At 40.0% G+C, this 17,640-nt stretch carries 18 protein-coding genes; 5 read left to right on the top strand and 13 right to left on the bottom strand.

Annotated features, from left to right (window positions below; translation table 11 throughout):
- Positions 1-166: 166 nt before the first annotated feature.
- Positions 167-511, bottom strand: coding sequence for a hypothetical protein (locus tag MHB82_RS31525; RefSeq protein ID WP_341177034.1), 345 nt, complete (start codon positions 509-511; stop codon positions 167-169).
- A gap of 284 nt (positions 512-795) precedes the next feature.
- On the opposite strand from MHB82_RS31525, the gene MHB82_RS31520 reads away from it, so the two are divergent.
- From MHB82_RS31520 to MHB82_RS31510, 3 genes are read left to right on the top strand one after another with little or no spacing between them, the layout of a single operon-like run.
- Entirely contained in the window at positions 796-2,391 is a 1,596-nt protein-coding gene (locus tag MHB82_RS31520) for a spore germination protein (RefSeq protein WP_341177033.1), read from the top strand.
- Entirely contained in the window at positions 2,388-3,602 is a 1,215-nt protein-coding gene (locus MHB82_RS31515; RefSeq protein ID WP_341177032.1) for a Ger(x)C family spore germination protein, read from the top strand. The genes MHB82_RS31520 and MHB82_RS31515 overlap by 4 nt, the downstream gene beginning before the upstream one ends.
- Before the next feature lie 29 nt (positions 3,603-3,631).
- Complete coding sequence (locus MHB82_RS31510) at positions 3,632-4,762, top strand: GerAB/ArcD/ProY family transporter (protein ID WP_341177031.1); 1,131 nt, start codon at positions 3,632-3,634, stop codon at positions 4,760-4,762.
- Between the two features lie 435 nt (positions 4,763-5,197).
- On the opposite strand, the gene MHB82_RS31505 is transcribed toward MHB82_RS31510, so the two are convergent.
- The 4 genes from MHB82_RS31505 to MHB82_RS31490 form a co-directional block, all read right to left on the bottom strand.
- Positions 5,198-5,542 (bottom strand): kanamycin nucleotidyltransferase C-terminal domain-containing protein, encoded by a 345-nt coding sequence (locus MHB82_RS31505; RefSeq protein ID WP_341177030.1) that lies wholly within the window; start codon positions 5,540-5,542, stop codon positions 5,198-5,200.
- Between the two features lie 11 nt (positions 5,543-5,553).
- A complete protein-coding gene (locus MHB82_RS31500) occupies positions 5,554-5,958 on the bottom strand; it encodes a nucleotidyltransferase domain-containing protein (RefSeq protein ID WP_341177029.1) in 405 nt (134 codons plus the stop codon).
- 193 nt (positions 5,959-6,151) lie between these two features.
- A complete protein-coding gene (locus tag MHB82_RS31495; protein ID WP_341177028.1) occupies positions 6,152-6,295 on the bottom strand; it encodes a hypothetical protein in 144 nt (47 codons plus the stop codon).
- Positions 6,292-6,693 carry a hypothetical protein gene (locus MHB82_RS31490; protein ID WP_341177027.1) on the bottom strand — a complete coding sequence of 134 codons (402 nt, stop codon included), beginning with the start codon at positions 6,691-6,693 and terminating at the stop codon, positions 6,292-6,294. Before MHB82_RS31490 ends, MHB82_RS31495 begins: the two co-directional genes overlap by 4 nt.
- 474 nt (positions 6,694-7,167) lie before the next feature.
- Between MHB82_RS31490 and MHB82_RS31485 the strand changes: the two genes are divergently transcribed.
- Together MHB82_RS31485 and MHB82_RS31480 are read left to right on the top strand one after the other, a co-directional pair.
- On the top strand, positions 7,168-7,521 hold the full coding sequence (locus MHB82_RS31485) for a MerR family transcriptional regulator (RefSeq protein ID WP_341177026.1): 354 nt from the start codon (positions 7,168-7,170) through the stop codon (positions 7,519-7,521).
- Between the two features lie 32 nt (positions 7,522-7,553).
- Positions 7,554-8,486, top strand: a complete 933-nt coding sequence (locus MHB82_RS31480) for an alpha/beta hydrolase (RefSeq protein ID WP_341177025.1) — start codon at positions 7,554-7,556, stop codon at positions 8,484-8,486.
- A 690-nt stretch (positions 8,487-9,176) separates the two neighbouring features.
- On the opposite strand, the gene MHB82_RS31475 is transcribed toward MHB82_RS31480, so the two are convergent.
- The 8 genes from MHB82_RS31475 to MHB82_RS31440 all read right to left on the bottom strand — a co-directional run bounded on the left by MHB82_RS31475 (position 9,177) and on the right by MHB82_RS31440 (position 17,567).
- Positions 9,177-9,680 (bottom strand): hypothetical protein, encoded by a 504-nt coding sequence (locus MHB82_RS31475; RefSeq protein ID WP_341177024.1) that lies wholly within the window; start codon positions 9,678-9,680, stop codon positions 9,177-9,179.
- A gap of 23 nt (positions 9,681-9,703) precedes the next feature.
- A complete protein-coding gene (locus tag MHB82_RS31470) occupies positions 9,704-10,552 on the bottom strand; it encodes a hypothetical protein (protein ID WP_341177023.1) in 849 nt (282 codons plus the stop codon).
- A gap of 2 nt (positions 10,553-10,554) precedes the next feature.
- Complete coding sequence (locus tag MHB82_RS31465; RefSeq protein WP_341177022.1) at positions 10,555-11,175, bottom strand: hypothetical protein; 621 nt, start codon at positions 11,173-11,175, stop codon at positions 10,555-10,557.
- Between the two features lie 994 nt (positions 11,176-12,169).
- Entirely contained in the window at positions 12,170-12,808 is a 639-nt protein-coding gene (locus MHB82_RS31460) for a CPBP family intramembrane glutamic endopeptidase (protein WP_341177021.1), read from the bottom strand.
- A gap of 1,042 nt (positions 12,809-13,850) precedes the next feature.
- Entirely contained in the window at positions 13,851-15,248 is a 1,398-nt protein-coding gene (locus tag MHB82_RS31455) for an NtaA/DmoA family FMN-dependent monooxygenase (RefSeq protein ID WP_341177020.1), read from the bottom strand.
- A 28-nt stretch (positions 15,249-15,276) separates the two neighbouring features.
- Positions 15,277-15,423 (bottom strand): hypothetical protein, encoded by a 147-nt coding sequence (locus tag MHB82_RS31450; protein WP_341177019.1) that lies wholly within the window; start codon positions 15,421-15,423, stop codon positions 15,277-15,279.
- Between the two features lie 185 nt (positions 15,424-15,608).
- Positions 15,609-16,034 carry a MarR family winged helix-turn-helix transcriptional regulator gene (locus MHB82_RS31445; RefSeq protein ID WP_341177018.1) on the bottom strand — a complete coding sequence of 142 codons (426 nt, stop codon included), beginning with the start codon at positions 16,032-16,034 and terminating at the stop codon, positions 15,609-15,611.
- Positions 16,035-16,568: 534 nt separating this feature from the next.
- Complete coding sequence (locus MHB82_RS31440) at positions 16,569-17,567, bottom strand: zinc-binding dehydrogenase (RefSeq protein ID WP_341177017.1); 999 nt, start codon at positions 17,565-17,567, stop codon at positions 16,569-16,571.
- Positions 17,568-17,640 lie beyond the last annotated feature (73 nt).

Raw genomic sequence — 17,640 nt, 5'->3', positions numbered from 1 at the left:
CCCGTCTCATGACCCTTGCGTAGCAGCTCGTAAAAGAATTTCTCCAACTCGTCAAACCGCTCCCTGATCACGATCTAAACACTTAAGATTATTTCTTTTTTAGAGGTAGTGACTGTTTACAAAAAAAGGAACCATTGATTTAGGTACCTTTTTTGTATAGTTATTGTTAACGATGCTGGTTTGAAAATTGCCCGAAAGTCTGTACTGGGGAACCAATTACAGGATTGTTCTGTGGTTGCTCCACAAAAGGTGTATGTTGAGTTGTGTTAGCTAATTGTTGGGCAATATTAGCAATTTGCTGCAATTGTTGGATAGCTGTTTGGTGCCCTTGAAGAGCTGTTTGAATAAGATTAACCGCTTGCTGCTCGCGTTGAGCGAGTTGTTCTAGCTGTTGTGCATTGCTTTGTTCCTGCCTCAGAAGCTGCTGATACTGTATGGAAGCCTGTTGAGTTTGCTGCGTGAGCTGCTGAGCCAGTTGGGTAATGTGTTGGGACTGCGAAAATTGATTCAAGGTGAGTAGCCTCCTAAATGTGGTTTGGATTACTTGATGTAGTATGCAAGGAGGTCCTAAAAATATTCAATTATACTGTCAAGAAAGGGTTGGGACTCCCCATTACTCACCCAAGTCACTGAAGAGTCTAGAATCTAACATACCTACGGTTTAACTACACCCAAATTATATGGTTTGGGTTGTTTGCTCATTATTCGAAGCTTTAAAACCTTTGTACAGCGTGGTAACTGAATAAAAGTTACTGAAATAACAAATATTAAAAAAAATTGTAAAGTAGGTTTTTTATGAGCTTCTTTCAAAAATTAAAAAACTTTAAATCATCTAATGGAAACAGGAGATACCTGAGTAGCCATTCCAGTGAAGGATGTCCCCAAGATCAACAAGATTTTCAGGAATTGAATACACTCGATTGGATACAACAAAAGCTAGGCGAAAGCCCTGACGTGATCATCCGTTCCCTTGCTGGTTTTAAAGAGTATACCAATATCGATGTGACCATCATTTACATCGATGGCCTTATAGATCAACAGTTACTCACTGCGATGTTAGATGTATTAGCGAATAGTGCCATTAGCTCTGAAGACGAACCGATCACATGGATTAAGAACCACCTTCCTATGGGAAGTTTAAAGGCAATTGATAAAAATCAACTTCTGGTATCTGTTCTTGAAGGCCAAGCAGTCATCTTAGTCGGTGAAGGAAACACAGTGTTTACTGTTTCTATTGGAGGTGGGGCACGAAGATCTGTTGAGGAACCTACATCCCAGACTGTTCTACGCGGACCCAAAGAAGGTTTTACAGAAGACATATCCACAAACATGGCTTTACTACGAAGAATTTTACGTACTCCAGATTTGCGTTTTGACCCCCAAACGATCGGAGAATATACAAAAACAAAGGTGTCTGTCGCATTTATTCAAGGGATCGCTGAACCAGAAGTGGTCCGTGAAGTGAAAAAAAGATTACTATCCATTGAAACAGATAGCATTCTCGAAAGTGGATATATTGAAGAATTTATTCAAGATGGTGTGTATACACCATTCCCAACACTTATGAACACCGAGCGTCCGGATGCAGTTGCTGGAGGATTATTAGAAGGATTAGTTGCGATAATCGTTGATGGGACTCCCTTTGTTCTACTAGCTCCTGTAACTTTTTTTAGGTTCTTTATCTCAAGTGAGGATTATTACCAAAGGTATGATATCGCCTCATTTTTACGGATAATTCGCTTCTCCTCTTTTTTAGTTGCTCTACTGTTACCCTCCATTTTTATTGCAGTCACTACGTTCCAGCAGGAGATGTTGCCAACTACTTTGTTAATTAGTCTAGCTGCCCAGAGGGAAAATACACCTCTCCCTGCCCTCATTGAGGCATTTTTAATGGAGTTGACATTCGAAGTGATTCGAGAAGCCGGGGTGCGTATGCCTCGGGCCATCGGTCCAGCCATTTCTATTGTTGGAGCGTTAGTACTAGGACAGGCAGCTGTTCAAGCAGGACTTGTATCTGCAGCTATGGTCATTGTCGTTTCCTTTACAGCTATATCAAACTTCGTGATGCCAGCCATCAACATGGCTGCTGCAGTACGCTTGTTGCGTTTTAGCTTAATGTTACTGGCAGGGTCTCTTGGTCTATTTGGAATTTTAGCTGGGCTGGTTCCCATCTTAGTTCACTTAGTTTCCCTACAAACATTTGGGGTTCCCTACCTTCTTCCAGCAGCGCCGTTCAAACTTCAAAATATGAAGGATTTTGTATTACGTTTTCCTTGGTGGAGCATGCGAACAAGGCCTGCCTTGATTAGTCAAATGAACCCTGTAAGACAAGGATCTAATCAAAAACCTAATCCTCAATTAACACGTGATCAAGGGGATGAAGACCAATGATAATCAAGAAAATATGTATGTTGGGTTGTTTTACATTGCTTCTCTCGGGATGCTGGAATCGAACCGAGCTCAATGAAATTGGTATTACATCTGCAACAGGGTTTGATCGTACAGGTAATGATTGGGTAGCCACGTATCAAGTCATTGTACCGTCTTCAATCACTTCCAATACTGGGGGTGGATCCGGGTCTTCTCAACCTGCAGTAAATGTATTCTCTTCAGTCGGTAGAACTATATCTGAAGCGGCCAATTTAAGCAATTTAGAAAATCCCCGAAGACTCTATTTTGCACATAACAATGTTGTTGTGATTGGAAAAGAGGCTATGGATCAGGGAATCAATCAACTAATCGATACCTATTTACGTACAGCAGAGTCCCGCGAAACCGTCTGGTTAATCGTGTCGGATCAAAAAGCTGGCAGTATTCTTCGTAAACTGATTCCTCCCGAGAAAATACCTGGTACGAGTATAGATCAAATTCTTCGTAAAGAAGCAGATAATTCTTCTATATTCCCACCTGCTACAATATTCGACTATGCCCGTACAATGAAGTCGGATGCCAAGGCCATAGGTATCCCGATTATAACGGTCTCTGGAAAAGGAAACACCGAGAAAGAAAAGACGTTAGAAACCATGGACACGTATAAAGAGGTTTCGCAAGCTAACAAATTAAGACTCTCGGGGCTCGCTATTATTCAAAATGATCGAATGGTCGGACGTATGAATCAACATGAGAGTCGAGGCCTTAGCTGGATTATAAATAAAGTAAAAGGAACTGTCATTTCAATATCTACATCAGAGCAAAAACGTGAAGAACCCATCGCTCTTACCATCTTAACCTCAAAAACCAAGCAACATCTAGTTAAAAGTGGTGATCACTATGTGATGAACATTCATGTTAAAGCTAAAGCAAATATCAGCGAATCCGAGTCGAAACTAAACTTATCAAAAGATACCATGGTCAAACAGATTGAAGATCAAGCTGGGAAGGATATTAAAGAAGAGATAACTGCCAGTTGGAAAATCATGCAACGTCTTGGAACCGATTTAGGGGGATTTGCCGATACAGTTCATCAGAAATACCCGAAACATTGGCAGGAGATAAAAGATGATTGGAAAAATGAATTCAAAAAAATGGAACTCAATATCCACGTTAAAGTAATCATTAAGCGCCCGGGAATGTTACAAAATTCGTTTCGCAATTTAGACTAAACGAAAGACATATAGTGAGGTGATCCGTCTTGAGCAAATTGACACCGAAATTATCTGATCTGGTTATCACTTTCTCCTTGTTCGAAGTAGGGAGTACCACGTTATTTCTATTGGGAGGAAGTGCTAAACAGGATGCATGGATGGCTATGCTCATTGGGGCAGCTATAGGTTTTTTCCTTCTCTTAATGTACCTTTGGATACATCATTTGGACAAGGGCAGGGACCTATACGAGCTCTTACAGTATTATATAGGCAAAATACCTGGCAGTGTACTCAGCTTCTTTTTTGCTATCTATTTCATGTACGAAACTTCCCGCAATTTACGCGACATGGGAGAAGTGACGGTTCTCACATTACTAAATAGGACGCCTATCGCCGTTATTATGCTTGTGGCCATCTTAGTCGTTGGAAACACGGTTAGATATGGTCCTGAAGTGCTTATGAAAACCTGTACCATCCTCTTCCCCATTTTTATTCTAAGTTACACTGTGTTGATCGTTTTAATCACCGCAGCAGGCCTATTACACGTTGAAAATATGCAACCCATTCTCGAAAAAGGCCTGCCTCCTGTATGGAGTGCAGCCTTTCCGGATATCGTCTCCTTCCCGTTTGGACAGACGGTCTTGTTCTTAGTTTTTTTTAAACTCTCTGAGCATGATTCCAAGTTTAATAAAGCTCTTTTAAGTGCATATGGTGTAGTCTCAATAATTTTAACTTTAATAAATCAAATCAACATTTTTGTTCTTGGACCATCCATAGCTACCAATGCTTCAACTCCATTACTCGAAACGGTCCAACTTATTCAATTTGCAGGAGTTCTAGAAAGGATGGATGCCCTATTTGCACTAGTCCTTTTTTTAGGTTTGGGTATCAAGATGGCAGCTTTCTTTATTGGGGCTGTAACAGGTTTAAGCCGGATTACAAAGATTAAGTACAAATTATTAATCTTACCTACAGGCATAACGATTTACTTCCTTTCCTTTCTGTCGCCTAGGTACACAGAGTACATATGGCTAGGTCTAAACGTTACAGTTAGGTGGGTCTCCCCTTTGTTTCAAATCCTTATTCCACTTCTACTACTGGCATTTATGCTACTACAGAAGAAGAAAAGGTTAAGAGCATCCCAAATAACAGGCGGGGAGCGACATAACCGAATTTAATTCTTTACTATCAATCGTTCAGCCTACTGAAACGTCTTTTGAAAGACCTACATTAATTCCAATAATGAAATAAAAGGATTTCTTACCTGCCACAGCAAATCAGCGAAAGGACTTTTTGCACAACGTGCGTGTGTGGCAGGATCCACCCTGAAGTAAAGAATCTTGCGGTTCGGCAATGGACGTATATCGCTTGCGGTACGCTCATGACCGTGATGAAAACGCCGCTCATAATATTATTGCACAAGCAGCGGTTTAACCGCCACCTAACCGAACGCTAGAGCTGCGGGAACGAAGGGATCGCTTGCAAAAAAAGAAGAGGAACCTTTTCTGTTCGCAAGAATCCCCACTTCAAGCGTTAGCTAAGTGGGGGAGCATTCAATACTCTGTCAACTCGCGGTATTTCTACGCTTTAAGTAATTCTTTTGTATTAGACTTTCACAATTCTAGAATATCACTACGATATTCTATTCTTAAGTCCTCAAGCAATTTATTTAAACCAAACCATAAGTTCTCACAAAATAGATACAGTTCATCCTTGTCAGCCAGCTCACCACATATTACTTTTGATGCTAATTCAACATATCCTTCTGGCTTGATAGGCTGTTCTATAGATTCTTCCAGGGTTACGGATCTACTAGTATAATATTGTTTGTTCAACAATCCAATCAATTTAGCAATTTGCCATGTGAAATCAAACACAGCACGGGGAAGATAAGAGAGGTTATTCGAAACCTTGGCATTTCGGATCTTGCCCATCGTTTCATATGGCTCCCAAATCATAAATTCTGCAATTACTTCTCTAAACTTTTCATCAGGTACTGAGAGTGCAATCTCCTAGCCTTATAAAATATGCCATTTGGATCGTATAGGGAGGTAATATGTACTAAGCTCCCTGTTCTAATCGCCCATCCGTCCTCCACCACGCTAGCCTGATGAAACCATTCGGATTTCTGTTTTGTAGAAATCTCTAGTTTATAGGGATGATAAATTAATTCACGGTTAGGTATATTCGCTCCATCTCTACTAATGATGTGCAATTCTATATCTGAATAAGGCCCCTCTTTTGCTTGAGCAACTGAACCATAAATACCAATAGCCTCGATGTCCTTATCGTATTTTTCTAATAACTTGTTCTTTATCTCATTTATAAAATCTAATTTTTCTTTACGACTAGTTTCAGCTGGAAAAGACAACATGTGAATCCTCCTAGTATCTGGGTATCCTTTATACTATCACTCATTCAACTAACCTGCCCGTTAGCTTAAAGAACATGGAGCAGGGCTCCACAACCGGCAAACTACTCCATGTTTCCCGTAAGTCTAACGAATTATGTTTATGCTCTTCGAACCTAGCCCACGTTTTCACTGGTCCCAAGAGTAAGATTGCTTATTAACTGGGGGAGTCACCCATGAAGTCGAAATATCCACCCGCTCCAATCGAGACGGTCGTAAAATAGAAATACCGCTTCTCGAGCTCCTGATTCTCCTCGCTCATCTCTAGAAATTCCGGGTCTTTCATGATTTCATCATTCATAATGCCTTCTCTCCAGAAACACAGCTCAAGTTCTTGAATGGCAAAGGAAAAACCCGTCCTCGGATCAACATCTCCGACCATTGGATACTTTTTTTAAACGTGTGGATCAAATCTTCTGCTTTGGTCTTGAAGACGTCCACGCCTTGAAACAGGCAAGGAATGCAGAAGTGGCCCGAGTAATGCGGATTTATTAGCTGAATGAACCTCACCCGCTCATTGGCATCGTATTCGAGATGTTCACGTATAAACAGCATCTCGATATAGCTAGGATTACCAGGTATACCATCATTAGCTCTCCAATGGTCCAGATTCCGAAAAATCTGCTCCACCTCTTCCTTGCACATTCCCAGTCGAAAAGGACCGATGCCGACATTCGGCGTTATGATGATTGAGTCCACCTGAAAACTCCTTCCAAAGACAATTTCCCTATCAAGTATACAAGATTCCTATACCTAACGAAATCTGCCCGTTAGTTGAAAAAAAAGCAGCCGATCATTTGATCCGCTGCCCTCCTTTAGTTTTTTTATGCTATCATCTCCCGTTAGTTCAATAGGCTATCCTACGTCGAATTTGCCCTTCTCTTTACTCTCTGCTAGCTTCTCCAAACCATATTGAACCCAGTAACATTCCTCGTTCGTTTAAACAGCAGAGAGAAATCGCATAATTTACAGTTTACCAAGCCCTTTTCTCATACAGAAAGCGCACTGTGGGAACATTAATATTGTACAGACTACGGTAAGACTATTTAAATGAAATAATAAACTGGAACGAAAAAAACAGGTTGCAAAAAGGTGTTGCCTTAAAGTTACTTCAATGTTGTAACATGAAATTATTCCACAAGAGAAGGAGGGCTACACATTAAGATCAAAGAAGTGTCCGAGTACTTCAAGTTACCACCAGAAACCATTCGATATTGGGAAAGTATGAAGATCTTATCGTCTATACAGCGAAATGATTCCGGATACCGCGAATATACACAACAAGATATTGATTGGATTCGTTATGTGAAATGTCTGAGAGAAATAGGAGTACCTATCGAACGCATTCAAGAATATACGGCACTTTCTTTAGAAGGTGACTGTACGTTAGAAAAAAGAAAAAAAATTTTGGAAGAGCAAAGAGCTCAATTAATTGAAAAATCCAAAGAATTGGATCAAGCCCTTGAACTTGCCAACTATAAGATCGAAAACTATGCTACTTTACTATCACCATCTAAAGAAAAATAAAAAATAGGAAGTTATTATAGGAGGAAATAAAAATGAGGAAATTTACTTTCGGACTTCATGAAAAAGTTACAAGAACAGAGATCCGTTTTATGAACCGCTTTGGCATACAATTAGCTGGAGATTTGTATTTACCTAAAGATGCAGATAACAGTGCACTCCCTGGACTTGTAATCGGTGGACCATTCGGTGCTGTCAAAGAACAAGCATCTGGCCGCTATGCAAATGAAATGGCCTCCCTTGGGTTTGCTGCACTTGCTTTTGATGGATCATACACGGGGGAAAGCGGCGGAACGCCACGTAACACTGCAGCACCGGATATCAACACTGAAGATTTTATGGCAGCTGTTGATGCAATAGGAATTCGGCCTAATATCGACCGTGAACGTATTGGCATGATCGGGATTTGTGGCTGGGGTGGATTTGCATTGAATGCAGCTTCGGTTGATAAGCGAGTTAAAGCTGTGGCTACTGTTTCCATGTATGAATTATCTTCAGGAATGGCAGAATTACCAACAGATCAAAGAACTGCTATTTTAAATTTTCAAGCGCAACAACGTTGGATTGATGCTGAAACTCAAACTAATGCTTTAGGCCCTGATAGATTCCCTGATGGATATCCGGAGAATGAATCCGATGAAGCCAAAGACGTATATAATTTCTATCGCACAGAACGAGGATTCCATGAAAATTCAATTCTTTCAAATGGTGCATGGAATGCTACAATGCCATTATCTTTTATGACAACAAAAATGCTGCAATATATCGATGAAATTTCGCCTAGACCATTACTAATAATTGCAGGCGATAAGGCAGAGACAAAACCAGAGAGTGTTAGGGCGTATGAACAAGCTAAAGAACCTAAGGAACTGTATATTGTGAAAGAAGCTGGACATTGTACTCTATATGATCAGATGGAGAAAATACCTTTCTCTAAATTAAGAAAGTTCTTTGTGGAAAATTTGTAATCTATTCGGACAAAAACATCCGATCAAGCGTGGAGACCTATTAAATCAAAATTTAGGATATGAACCTGTTTCACATAACACTCAATCCTCGAAGGTTGATCCAAATATAAGACCACAGACTGTATCTTCTATGCAGCGTCGATTGTTCATGAATGGATTCGTACACTTCTCTTACATTCTGGAACGAGATACCATTGGTTTAAAATAAAGTTATTAGACTAACCTGCCCGTTAGCTTAATGAATTAAAAATAACGATTAGATATACGCCTTGCAATAGGACTATGTTCTTGTCCTCAACAGCTATTTTCAGTATGATATTACGCTTTTTTTAATACCTAATTACCCCTGTTTACCTTTACATCGTGTCAGTTGTCCCATAAGAATGTGGACACTTTCATGTATTATGTTATTTAATGAGGGTTTAAGTGCATGCGCTCAATGTTTAGATATACATCTAATCGGGAATCGGACTACGTTCTTGTCCATTCCGGCAATCGGTACAAGTTCTTGTCCCTCGACAATTTTGACAAACAAAAACATTGTTCCTTAAATTATGCCCCACCTTCTTGATCATCATCGGCTAAGGACATGAGTTTGTATTATTAAAATTTGCTCTTAAAAAAGCTGTAAAGACCGTTTCCCAAGAATATCTTGAAAAACGGTCTTTACTTAAGCTCTCGTGTTCTGACTTAATAAGAAAGATTATTAATGGTTTTTATAAAATCTTCTTTCATCTTTGTATCATAAGATTTAGGCAGGTTATTCAGCAATTCATCCACCTGCTTTTTGAATTGATTGATTTGTTGTAAATCATATTCTCCTCGTACATAGGAAGAAAGTACCTTAAACATGGATTCATTAACCATCGCCACTTTGTCATCAAGGATTGAGGATTCGAGATTCGTTGAAGCCATAGAATTCTCAAATTTAATATAAGAATTCATTGCAAGGTTTAACCGCTCTTTTGCATTAATAAGAATATTCGTATTTTCAGATTTAGAATTTTCAGCTTTTAAAGTACCTATCGATTCACTAAAATAAGTCAATCCATGTATAAAGGTTCTATAGGCTGAAGGATCTCCAGATGCATAATCACGTTGTTTGTTTAAATGATTGTTATACGAGAGAATAACGAGCAATACATTCAGAAAAATGGATGCAATCAGAACGAGTTTATAGGAGTTTTTTCTCATTTCTACAGTCCAATCAAATATATTTAATTTATAGTGTGATTAAAGTAAGCTGTATTACTTGAAGCATAAATTGTTGGAAAGTATGAACCGCCAAAAGGAATAGGATGTATGGAGTATTTTATTTTTGTTTGAGGGGTCACAATAACTTTCTTACTGCTGCTAAACATATCATATGAGAAAGAAGCTGTCACACCCTTTTCTTTCCCAACTCCCTTAGTTTTATAGTCTGCTTCTTTATAGCTAATGCTATTTGGTAGCGAAGACTTATTCGAATCAGGCAACTTAAACTTAACAGATTGTATAGTTCCTGTTCCTCCTGAAGTGTCTGTACCTTTTTGAACTTTAATATTATTCATAACCATATCAAATGGAGCTGCAATAATGTCAGATCCAGGGATAGCATAATTCAAAATAGTAAACATCATACCCACGCCTCCAGAGAGGTAAGGGTTTACTGTGTATTCTGTTATGTTATGCTTTGGTACTGTACTGTAGATATCAAAATCGGTTGATAAATCCATAACCCGAAATTTCACTTCAATTTCATTTACTTGTGCTGGATAGTATAATGGACTTGGATAAAGTCTATTTATTGTATCTAGACGTGACCAGGCTGTTATACTTTCCTTGCCACGATCAATTTTAGGATTGTAATTAGCCTTTGCAGTAACTACTGCTGTGCTCAATGAAGTATCGTTAGAATTCACATTGCTATTATCCCAGTGGAGTAAATTTGCATATGATTCACCCTTATACCAATATTCTCCGTCAGAAGAAGAAGCAGCATGAGAAATATTACTAAAAGGAAGAAATAAAGCACTGACAAGAGCTACACTGAGTCCCAAAAAAATCAACTTTCTACAATTATTCATACTTAACCACCTGCGTTCTCAAGTTGTATTTTTTGTATCTCTTCATTTAGGAAGCTCGTATCTCCAAATGTTAGATAAGTTAGTTCTTTGTCTCCCAGATTGCCCATTGTCAAACTAAAGTACCTCTGACCAGTTTCAACAATAGCTCCTATCCCTATAATAATATCTTTTGTTTCCCCAGTTCCAAGTGTCATCTTAGCATCTAAAGGTCCATATACAAAAGTTTCTCCTGATCCCAGTTTAGCCTTAGAAATTATAGACTCATTTAAAGTTAACTTACTTGTTTCTCCTAATAAAGTGATACTGCCAGATCCTTTGACAGAGAAGAATTCGCCTTCTGGTGTCATTGTGAGCTGAAGGTTAATATCATTATTATTAGTGACCGTTGTTCTCAGAAATGTTCTCTGATTATCAATTGTCTCTCTATTCAATTGTTGGTTTAGATCGTTTTTGAGATCATCAGGGAGAGCATCTACGTACTCCTCAGTTGCATTCATGGTAATTTCGCCATTACTTTGAACTTTCGTTCCAGTTTCATCACTGAATCCCGTCCCTATTATCACCGCAAAACTAATCATAAAAGTTAAAAATATTAAAGCGCCAAGAAACCCCTTCTTCTTCAACAAAAATCCTCCTAGAAAAAAATTAACGCCATTTAAAGTGTTGAGATAGAATATGTATTCACTCCTTTTTATCCAGAATCTTTAAAAAAGACGTGATTAAGAACTTAACATATTAACTAATTACAAGTAAAACGAAATTAATACCAAAACAGATGATTTACCCCATTTTATTCATTGTTAATCCGTTCCCGCTAACTCCTGCGCCGCAAGCATAAGACGCCTATTCCTCTGTACTGAGTTGCGGTCACTGCATGAACATGCGCTGAAAATGATATTTTGAACTCATTACTGACCTAGTACTGTCCTCAATCTCAATCGGCAAGTGCAGATGTTGTTCCATAACATGGGGATATTTTCATTTATTATGGTACTTAAGATGTTCTAAGTGTATCTGCTTAATATTTAGATATCCATCTAATCGGTAAACGGACTATGTTCTTGTCCATTCCGGCAATCGGTACAAGTTCTTGTCCTTGGCTTGGGACAAGAACTTGTACCGATAAAATAAAAAAGCCGCTAAATTAGCGACTTCAATGGGACTATGTTCTTGTCCCTCGACATTAATATCCATAATCACCCGCCTGATTTAATAATCATAATATCATAAATTGTTTCCATTGTTATTATTTACATATGAATGCCGCCTAATCGGCAATAGGAACATTTTCTTGTCCAATACGGTAATCGGTACATGTTCTTGTCCCTCGACAACTACTACAGAACGTTCTTTAACTGTCATCTCTATAAATTGTCTCTTATTCATCAATCATATTACTCAATGTGTTCCCTTCCCTTTTAGAAATAAAGTATTCTATTTGAGGTATGTTATTCCCTTGTCCTTAAACTAATTTGCCCGTTAGTTAACAAAAGCAGCCGATCACATTGATCAGCTCCTATCTTTGTATTATTAAGCTAACGTTTCCCGTTAGTTTAACAAAGGCGACTTACACAATTAGCCAGCTGCTAGTAATGAACGCGTTTTTATATTCAAGGTCTAAATCGATCGACTTGTTGCTTCCTCACTATCCCACTTACCTGTAACTGCTGATAGCATTAGCCAAGGCTCAATCATAACGTTTATTAGTATATGAGCTATTATGGGAGCAAGTACATTTCGATCAGCAATAACGTAGAGAACAGCTAATAAACAACCAAGTACAGCCGTAGACAAAATTACCGGCAAAGCAATTCTAAACTCTCCTCTAAGCATTATCCATGCACCATGCGCAATACCAAAAATGATCCCCGAAGCAAGCACTTGAATAACAATCGAGAGTTCTAATTCGTTGAACCAATCCATTAACACATGTCTAAATAAAATTTCTTCCACTGTACTAGATACTAATGCAGCCCAAATGCCAATTACTTTTAACCACGAAAATGTTGTTAAATGTGCCCGGACAAAAGGGATAACCTTGGCTGTATATACAATATACCCGGCAGCTATAATTAGAGCGAGTATCCATACATAAGGATTATTAAAAGATTCCGGGTTAATACCTAATCTTCTTTCAATGAATTCTTCAGGGTTGCCGAAGTACCAATAAATAAGACAGCCTGTTAGGGATAAGGATAACCCGAGCAGAATTAGGCCTGTAACAAACTCATCTTTCTTTGAATATTCTTTTCTCATAATAGCCCCCTTTGCCAATCTTACTTATGCGGTGCATTCAGTATAAGAAAAAACTTGTGCCTATGTTAGTACACAATCTCATGTTTTCACATGAGATTGTTCAGATGTTATGAGTGAAGAATATGAGCATTCTCACTAAAAAAGACAACCACTCATGATGACCTGCTGTCTTCCTATCGTAATTAAGGTAATGTTTCCCGTTAGTTTAAATTCTAATAATTATAAAGTGTCAGTTGCTCGAAAATATTTGTTGGCAGATAGAAGATACATCAAAACCAATGCTGTAAGTGCTGATACCAAATGAACGATTCGACTTATCCCAAATAAGCCGGAATATATCGTCATTTCAGTATAGACTTTATCAAGAGAATTTCCTTCAAACAGCCAAATGATTGGATCAATCATTAAGGTAACTGTTCCAATTCCAACCAAAAGGATCGTTAAAATTTTACCTCAGGCGGAATCCTCTTGTTGAGCATAATAATCATTCCCTTCCATTAAGTTGTATCTTTATGTTACTAGGAGAATGGAGTGCCTAAAAACAACCTTGAGTCTGATTAATAGCTCAGTCTACAGTCCGAGTTTTTTTACCGTCATAGATGATTCCCATTATCTCAATGAAAAGCAGCCGAATGTAGCCAGCTGTCTCGTTATCTAAATAATTTAGCGGTGTGTAGTTGTATATATAATGCGTTTCATAATCATCAGCAGTTATTCACTTATCATTTTTTTAATACGGGCGCCTACTTGAATGAAAACTCAGGTAGTTGTTTTAAATGATGATTTTGGATTGATAAAAAAACTGCTGTGCAAATAATTTTTGTATATCCGACACATCAACCTACCTACTCTCCTCAATTTATTCAACTAACCTGCCCGTTAGTTTAATAAAAAAGAAGTAGCTGCCCTCCGACAAACTACTTCTTGAATGTATTCAACGATGAAGTGAATTGAATATCTACTTTCATTATAATTAAACATCGATTCGTTTTTTTGATTATTTCTTAGAGTCTGATTATACTTCACAGTTGTCTTCTTCCACCTATTTAGTTATGATACGTGGATCGAGTCCATATTGTGATGGTAGTCCGAAGTGATCACGGAAGGTTCTTCCTTCATAGTCTTTATGGAAGATGCCACGTTCTTGCAAGACTGGTACGACGTGATCTACAAAGTCATCTATTCCAGTGTTAAAATCATCGATAATAAGTAGGAAGCCGTCTGTTGCATCTGCTTCATACCACTCTTGTAGAAGGTCAGCTGCCTGCTCGCCAGTGCCAACTACCGTTGGGTATGGCTCTAACACGGCATGAGCAAGAATATCGCGTGGAGACCATCCTGCTTTAGCTAGCTCTACTACATGTTGAGATGTAGCATCTAATGGGTGTGCATGAACTGCAGCAAGCTGTGCTTCTGTAAGTGGTTCGTCAGGCTGAGTGAGTTCCTCATTCAGACCAAGGTAAGCACTCAGGAGTCTTAGCTGACCGCGGATGTCTATCTTATCATCGAGTGCAGCACGTTTATCAAGTGCTTCGCGTTTTGTATCACCGATAGTAAAACCAGCGAATGTGATTAGCTTAACTTCATCAGGGTTACGACCTGCTTTTTCTGCGGCATTTCGTACAGTGTTACGTAAAGCTCTACTCTCTTCGATACTTGATGGTCTTCCAATAATGACATTGGCATACATAGCAGCTGCTTGTAGGCCGTAGCTACTGCCAGCAGGCATAACAACGACAGGCTGACCTTGATCAGACGGCGGGATTGGAAGCGGACCACGTGTTCCGACGTGTTGACCTTTAAGGTTGACTGGTCGAACATGAGTAGGATCAGCGAACATGCCAGTTTGGTCAGGCTGACCCGCCTCATATTCCCAGCTACCCCAAAGTGCTTGGACGATTTGTACCACTTCATGGAGACGCTCGTACTTTTTCTCACGGGGCGGTAGAGGCTTGCCGAAGTTCGCGAATGATTCAGCGTCGTAGCTCGGGACAGCATTCCATCCAATACGGCCACGGCTGATGACATCGAGTGCCTTGAGTTGTCGTGCCAGCAAGTAAGGTTCAGTGAAAGAAGTAGATACTGTGCCGATTAATCCGATGCGCTCAGTAGCCTGTGATACTGCAGCAAGAGTAATCAGTACATCTAAACTAATTATTGGGGGTGTTTCCCTCAAATCCTCCTTTATAAAGAAAAAGTCAGACAAGAAGATGAACTGAAGTCCACCGCGTTCAGCTGCCTGTACCTGTTTTACAGCGGCATTGATGTTCGTGTAATCATTAGGATCGGCGTGCGGCATACGCCATGCGCCTTGATGGATACCAAAGTTGTTCCCTAAGCCTACACCAAGAACCATTTGTTTTTTTTGTATTTTTTGTGTACTTGCATCTGTGTTATCGAAATCTTGAAAACCAGACATGAATTCTTTTTTATTATTCATAGTTAAGCCTTCTTTCTATTTAACAGGTTTATTTTAGGCAACGTTTGTTGTATGGTATTGTAGTCGCTGTTCCAATTGCGCAACTGACCTGCAAAGGGTGTCCATAACTGCTGTGCAATGCGGAGATACCCTCTTGTTTTTCTATATTTAATAATTCGCATATTCTATTATTCATAATTGAATCCTCCTGCTCGCGACTTTTAAAAACCTTGGTCAATAAGTGAATATACCTTGCTTGCTAAATATTTTTCAGTTTGGCTAACTTACTACTGCAATATTGGGCCAGAGTATCTTCGAGGCATCCGTAAATATAATTAGGCCACTAAACTTTAGTATACTAAATATTTATTTGAGAAAAGCTTAGTATAAGTTTTTCTTCATACGCTCTAGCAAATCCCTTAGTATTAAACGTTCTTCAGCTGAAATGGACTGTAATAATTTTTCTTGCTGCTGTTTCCATTTAGATTTAACAGGTTCTTCTAATTCTTTACCTTTGTCCGTTAGATAAATTCTCATAACCCTAGCGTCCTCTGTATCACGTTTACGGTATATGAAACCATTCTGCTCTAGCGTTTTAACCATATTTGTTACCGTAGGCGGTTCGCATTTTAAATGTTCACATAGCTTTATTTGTGTTATTCCATCACCCAACCACAATCGTGCAAGTAAGTTATCTTGGCCTACATATAGATTAAGTTCTCTAAGACTCTCACTATGATTCCGACGCGTTTGGGAAGAAACTTTATCCAAGGACATACGAATATCACACTCAACACTAACCTTCATCTATGAACCTCCTCTAACCCACAAAATATTTAGCGGACTAAATATATCGCGGTCGTTTTTAGTTGTCAATGTTACTTCATGATTGCTTTTGTTAAGCTAATCTGCCCGTTGCTTAAAGAAAAAAGAGCAGCTGCCAATCGGCAAACTGCTACTTTGCTGTTTGAACTAACGTTTCCTTTTAGTTTATTAACGATACCAGGGATGGCAAGCTTATTGTACCGCACTTCCACTTCTATATCACCTTATGATTCAATTTAACGATTTATTTTTTTGCATATCCTTGTTTATTTAAATACTCAAGCATGAAGGGCTGTTTACTTCTTTCAAGATGATCTTCAATATGATCTTTCCATCCCTTTACTCTCTTCACTGTGAATGGCGCTAACTGGACGGTCTTGATAAAACTCACGCATTTGTTGGTCATAAACTGCTAATTTTTCTTCATTTAATGGTTGGTACTGATTATTAAACATTACCATCGATTGAGGCAAACGTGGTTTTAGTCCGGGTTTCTTTCCATCAGTTCCGTTTTCTCTATGTGCTAGAGGTGTGGTGGCTTACGCGGGCAATCAGCTTACCGTTGACCCCGCCACCAAGATGTTCAAGCGCCTCTGGCACGTCAGTAAAGGATACGACCCGATCGATCGGCATAGCGATCATTCCCTCGGAGAACAGTCGCCCAAGTACAGTAATTGCCTCATCGCGCTCGTCGGGAGTACGCACACTGTGCAAGGCGCCGGTGACCGAGATGCCTTTTATCAGGATCTTGAACGGCTCAACCTTCGGAAAATCTGAGCCACCAGCGAAACCGATCAGAACATACCGTCCGCCGATGGCAATCGCATCGAGTGCCTGATCGACTAAGGGTGATCCGACCGTGTCATATACGATGTCGGCACCCTTGCCTCCGGTCAGAGTGAGCACCTGCTCGCTCATCGACCCCGTCCCCAGATCGATGACATGGTCCGCACCTTGCTCACGGCAGAACGCGGCCTTCTTTGCGTCACGCACGGTAGCAATTACGTTCAGACCCAGAGCCTTGGCGAGCTGGATCGCGGTGGAACCCGTTCCACCCGTTCCACCGAGCACCAATACCGTCTCGCCCGTCTTTGCGCGAGCGCGATTGACTAAGCCGACATAAGCAACGTGAAACGTTCCCAGAAAAGCTGCGGCCTGCCCGTCGGACATGTCATCGGCTGCAGGCACCGCTCCGTCGCCTGACGATAGACAATATTCCGCCAATCCGCCAGAGTTGGCACCGCCGATTACTCGTGTGCCGACAGGAAACGGATAGCCCGGTCCCGCTACCTCGACAATACCGACTACCTCTTGACCGGGCGTTACCGGCGGGGTCGGCGTTAGGAAATATCGACCTTCAAGCATCATGCGGTCAGGCAGACCTATGTTGGTTGCCAATACCCTAAGCAGCGCCTCACCCGGTCCTGGTACAGGAACGGCGATATCTACCAGCTTCAGGACATCGCTGGGTTTGCCAAATGTTTCTGCGCGCCAAGCTTTCATTTTCGTTTTCATTTTCAATCGACTCCATTCTCAACACATTTTCTCGGTCCAGTGCACCGCAGCCGATAGGCTTAACCGTGCCGTC

The organism is Paenibacillus sp. FSL K6-2862 (genome assembly GCF_038005125.1).
Lineage (GTDB): Bacteria > Bacillota > Bacilli > Paenibacillales > Paenibacillaceae > Paenibacillus > Paenibacillus illinoisensis_A.
The sequence above is the reverse complement of the archived record's forward strand: the minus strand, read 5'-3'. Positions and strand labels throughout refer to the sequence as shown.